The 3,927-nt window shown below is 54.5% G+C and carries 8 protein-coding genes; 5 read left to right on the top strand and 3 right to left on the bottom strand.

What is annotated here, in order from left to right; genetic code table 11:
- The coding region (locus ACOYNV_RS26335; protein ID WP_422902784.1) for a DUF4351 domain-containing protein at window positions 1-302 on the top strand (302 nt) is incomplete at its 5' end.
- Window positions 303-446: 144 nt separating this feature from the next.
- Here the strand turns inward: ACOYNV_RS26335 and ACOYNV_RS26340 are convergent.
- Both ACOYNV_RS26340 and ACOYNV_RS26345 read right to left on the bottom strand, forming a co-directional pair.
- Window positions 447-776: a type II toxin-antitoxin system RelE/ParE family toxin gene (locus tag ACOYNV_RS26340; RefSeq protein WP_422902785.1), complete on the bottom strand. Its 330-nt coding sequence runs from the start codon at window positions 774-776 to the stop codon at window positions 447-449.
- Window positions 761-994, bottom strand: coding sequence for an addiction module protein (locus ACOYNV_RS26345; protein ID WP_422902786.1), 234 nt, complete (start codon window positions 992-994; stop codon window positions 761-763). The genes ACOYNV_RS26340 and ACOYNV_RS26345 overlap by 16 nt, the downstream gene beginning before the upstream one ends.
- 315 nt (window positions 995-1,309) lie before the next feature.
- Here ACOYNV_RS26345 and ACOYNV_RS26350 point away from each other — a divergent pair, with 315 nt between their 5' ends.
- The 4 genes from ACOYNV_RS26350 to ACOYNV_RS26365 all read left to right on the top strand — a co-directional run bounded on the left by ACOYNV_RS26350 (window position 1,310) and on the right by ACOYNV_RS26365 (window position 3,135).
- A complete protein-coding gene (locus tag ACOYNV_RS26350; RefSeq protein ID WP_422902787.1) occupies window positions 1,310-1,591 on the top strand; it encodes a type II toxin-antitoxin system RelE/ParE family toxin in 282 nt (93 codons plus the stop codon).
- Window positions 1,592-1,601: 10 nt separating this feature from the next.
- Window positions 1,602-1,892 carry a HigA family addiction module antitoxin gene (locus ACOYNV_RS26355; protein ID WP_422902788.1) on the top strand — a complete coding sequence of 97 codons (291 nt, stop codon included), beginning with the start codon at window positions 1,602-1,604 and terminating at the stop codon, window positions 1,890-1,892.
- Window positions 1,893-2,214: 322 nt separating this feature from the next.
- Window positions 2,215-2,679 carry a transposase gene (locus ACOYNV_RS26360; RefSeq protein WP_422902791.1) on the top strand — a complete coding sequence of 155 codons (465 nt, stop codon included), beginning with the start codon at window positions 2,215-2,217 and terminating at the stop codon, window positions 2,677-2,679.
- A 15-nt stretch (window positions 2,680-2,694) separates the two neighbouring features.
- Complete coding sequence (locus ACOYNV_RS26365) at window positions 2,695-3,135, top strand: DUF2442 domain-containing protein (protein WP_422902789.1); 441 nt, start codon at window positions 2,695-2,697, stop codon at window positions 3,133-3,135.
- Between the two features lie 190 nt (window positions 3,136-3,325).
- On the opposite strand, the gene ACOYNV_RS26370 is transcribed toward ACOYNV_RS26365, so the two are convergent.
- Window positions 3,326-3,927 (bottom strand): efflux RND transporter permease subunit (locus ACOYNV_RS26370; RefSeq protein WP_422902790.1); only part of this gene is annotated, 602 nt, incomplete at its 5' end.

Below are 3,927 nucleotides of genomic sequence, written 5' to 3' on the forward strand. Positions count from 1 at the left end.
TGCGCGAACGCGCCTTGCATGACGAAGTCAGCGAGCTTCGGGCAGAGAGAGAAAAAGGCAAGATCGAAGGCATGATCAAAGGCAATCTCGAAGGCGAGATCAAAGGCATGATCAAAGGCAAGCTCGAAGGCAAGCTCGAAGGCGAATCCATGCTGCTTGAACGCCTGATTTTTAAACGATTCGGTTCGCTCCCCGACGATGTTAGAGCCCGCCTCAGAACTGCTACGACTGACCAGTTGGAAGCTTGGGCGGAGCGCATTCTTGATTCCTGCACTCTGGCCGAGATATTCAACGACCATTGATCCTGAAAACCTCAGCGCAAACCCGCAAATGACACGAATAATAGGGGTCGGACCACGGGTTTCTGGCAAAACGTCAAGCTCGCCAATTTTCCCCGGAGTCCCCATGCTGCGCCGTGCCCGCCTGACACTTCCAAACGATTAAGGTTAAATTGTGCGAAGCCGCGATCCAACCGTTTGTTGGCGGGTTTTTGGCCAGAGACTCGGATTGCGAGCATCATGTAACACAGCCAAAACATGTAAGAGATCACCCCGAACCGTATAAAACAAACCATAAGGGAACCGGGGAAGGAGGGCTCGGCGAACACCGGGAATTACCTCAGCATAAAGCAGAGGTGCTTGCTCTAGCCGTTTTAGCTGCAACTCCATTGCGGCAATGAATTCTTCACCGAGGCCGAGACTTTGCAATTCGTACCACTCTTGAGCTTTGCCAGTTTCACGCAATGCTCGTGTAGAGAATTTCAGGCGGTACGCCATGAGCCATTTTTAAGGCTTGTTTTCACCTGATCCCAAGAATAACCTGCATCCGGGTTTGCCTCGAACTCCGCCAAGCGTGCTTCGAGTTCTACCTTAAGCGCAGGCGAAACCTCCACGGCTTCAGGAACCGCCGCAACGCTGTCCCAAATAATCTCAACGAGGTGAATGCGCTCCTGTACCGGAAGCTTAAGAATATCAGCGATAGTTATATTGTTCATGCGGGCATTCTACGCTTTTTAGGAAATGAGCTAACTGTGAAATATCGCCGATCCGGGTCGCTTCGGGAAGTGCGCTTCCGCTCCTATCTGACGCAGGAATTATATGGATGCCGCAGAATCAAAGGGGCCAGGGTCGATTAACCGGCACAATCCCCAGAGACAATAGGCGACACGATTATTTTTTGATATTCACCGCAGTGCGCTGGCCTGAGAGCCCCTCCAGATAGTCATCTTGAAGCGTTCTACAGACTATTCAAACCCTTCAAACTAAATTATCACTTGACGATAATATCGCCTTGCGATACTATTCTTTACATGATTACTTCGTTCCACAACAACGCAACCGAAAGCATCTGGCGCGGTGAATTTACCAAGAATCTGCCAAACCAAATTCAGGCGGTGGCGCGGCGAAAGCTGAGGATGATAGCCAATGCGCGTGTGCTTGATGATTTGCGCATTCCGCCAAATAACCGGCTGGAGGCATTAACAAGGGATCGCGCCGGGCAACACAGCATCCGCATCAACGATCAATGGCGAGTATGTTTTGTGTGGAATGCCGGGCACGCGGAACGTGTCGAGATTTGTGACTATCACTGAAGGATGACTTATGGACAAGTTGCCTAACATTCACCCCGGCGAAGTTCTCAAGGAAGAATTTCTTGATCCGATGGGTATTACCCCCTACCGCCTGGCAAAAGCAATCGGAGTACAGCAGATTCGCATTGGAGAAATATTAGCCGGTCGGCGTTCGGTGACAGCAGATACCGCTTTGCGCCTTTCTCGGGCGCTTGGAACAACACCAGGGTTCTGGCTTGGTTTGCAAGCCGACTACGACACGGAAGAGATTGAGCGAGTACATGGGGATCTGTTGAGCAAGATTCATTTGCTGGCGGCGTAGTTGGTCATCGTCATCAATCGAGGCCGGTAGTGTGCGCAAATTCTTTTCTTTGCGCCCGTGGGTAAATGGCGGCTATGCCTTTGGTTGTCTGATCCGTCGATCCACGTTCGCAAACCCTGCTTATGTGAAACAAGCAGGAACTAAAGGGGTCCAGGATCTAAAGGGTTCAGCTTCTCATTCCTTTTGGAGCAGCCGTGCCACGTCGACCACGCATTAAATTAGCCGGAATGCCGTAGCACATCGTTCAGCGCGGAATCAATCGGGAGTCCTGTTTTTTTTTGCCTAGGAGGATTACCACTTTCACCTCCTCTGGCTGGAAAAAATAGCTGCCGATTGGCACTGCCACATCCACGCCTATGTGCTCATGACCAACCATGTACATCTGATGGTCACGCCAGAAAGCGAGACGGGAATCGCCAAGCTCTTGCAGGCCATCGGCCGAAGTTACGTGCAATACATCAATCGCAGTTACCGCCGCACCGGCAGTCTGTGGGAAGGTCGTTACAAATCCAGCGTGATCCAGGCAGAAAGCTACCTGCTCACCTGCATGCGCAATATCGAACTCAACCCCGTCCGCGCCGTGATGGTGCAAGCCCCCGGACAATATCGCTGGAGCAGCTACCGACACAACGGGCTGGGGCAGGCCGACTCGCGAATTAGCCCGCTTCCGGTATTTCTTGCCATTGATCGGGATGGCATCGAAGGGCCGCGCCGAGTCGAAGGTGATGGCGGAAGCCAAGGCGTGGATTGTTGCCAACCGCGAATTGATCATGCGAATATGGGTTGAACGAGAAGCAAAGCGATGAAAGAACCGAACATCAAGGCTGTGGTCGCCGCTGGCGAACATGCGGTTGAAATTACCTGGGTCAGCGGCAAGGTTGATCGCGTCGATCTATCCGCGCTGGTTGCCGATCTGGCCGGGCTATCCACGCTGGACGATGCCGGCGCGTTTGCCGCCGTCGCCGTTGGCGAAGATGGTTGGTCGTTGATCTGGCCCGATGGCGCGGAAATCGGCACAGATACGCTTTGGCGCATGGCGCGCGAACAGACTGGCGAGGCGACACCCATTGACGAGTTCGCCGCTTGGCGCGCCCGCAATCGATTGTCCCTGTCCGATGCCGCACTGGCACTCGGTATCACGCGACGCATGGTGTCTTATTACGAAGCCGGTCGCTATCTGATTCCGCGCATGGTCGGGTTGGCATGCAAGGGCTGGGAGTCGGAGCATCAGCGTCATGTCTGAGATGGCAATAGATGGCTGAACGGCGCCCTACGATTTGCCCGAGTTGAGCCAAGTACTCGCTCTGCAATGCCCGTCAAATGGCGTTCTACAGTGAGGCTGTCTTGACAGGCAATGAATACGCCACTCTTCAGGAGTGTTTATTGCAGATCGCCAGTCCATGAGGCTTGCAGCCATGCTTGCCTAAAACTGCTCAATTTTCCAGTCCCCGATCTATGCGCCATTGCTTGACCAGCGCATAGATGGCCGGGATCACCGCCAGCGTTAGCACCGTCGAAGAAATCATCCCGCCGACCATCGGCGCGGCAATGCGGCTCATGACTTCGGAGCCGGTGCCGGTGCCCCACATGATCGGCAGCAGGCCGGCCATGATCGCTACCACGGTCATCATTTTCGGGCGCACGCGCTCGACGGCGCCTTCCATCACGGCGGCGTAGAGGTCACCGACATCTGGCTTGCGCTCCACTTCCCGGCACTTCGCCTTGACCGCTTTCCAGGCGTGATCGAGGTAGATCAGCATGATGACGCCGGTTTCGGCGGCGACCCCGGCCAGGGCAATGAAACCCACCGCCACCGCTACCGAGAGGTTGTAGCCGAGCAACCAAATCAGCCAGATGCCGCCGACCAGGGCGAAGGGCACCGAGAGCATGACGATGAGGGTTTCGGTAATGCGCCTGAAATTGAGATAGAGCAACAGGAAGATGGAGAGCAGCGTGACCGGAACGACGACCTTCATTTTCTCGATGGCATGTTCCATGTTCTCGAACTGGCCGCTCCAGGTGACGTAGTAGCCGG

The sequence above is a fragment of the Propionivibrio sp. genome, assembly GCF_049316945.1.
In the GTDB taxonomy this organism is placed as follows: Bacteria; Pseudomonadota; Gammaproteobacteria; order Burkholderiales; family Rhodocyclaceae; genus Propionivibrio.

Excerpts from the sequence above, each read along its gene's own strand:
- ACOYNV_RS26340 (WP_422902785.1), bottom strand. The coding sequence starts at position 776 with ATGGCGTACCGCCTGAAATTCTCTACACGAGCATTGCGTGAAACTGGC.
- ACOYNV_RS26345 (WP_422902786.1), bottom strand. The coding sequence starts at position 994 with ATGAACAATATAACTATCGCTGATATTCTTAAGCTTCCGGTACAGGAG.
- ACOYNV_RS26350 (WP_422902787.1), top strand. The coding sequence starts at position 1,310 with ATGATTACTTCGTTCCACAACAACGCAACCGAAAGCATCTGGCGCGGT.
- ACOYNV_RS26355 (WP_422902788.1), top strand. The coding sequence starts at position 1,602 with ATGGACAAGTTGCCTAACATTCACCCCGGCGAAGTTCTCAAGGAAGAA.
- ACOYNV_RS26365 (WP_422902789.1), top strand. The coding sequence starts at position 2,695 with ATGAAAGAACCGAACATCAAGGCTGTGGTCGCCGCTGGCGAACATGCG.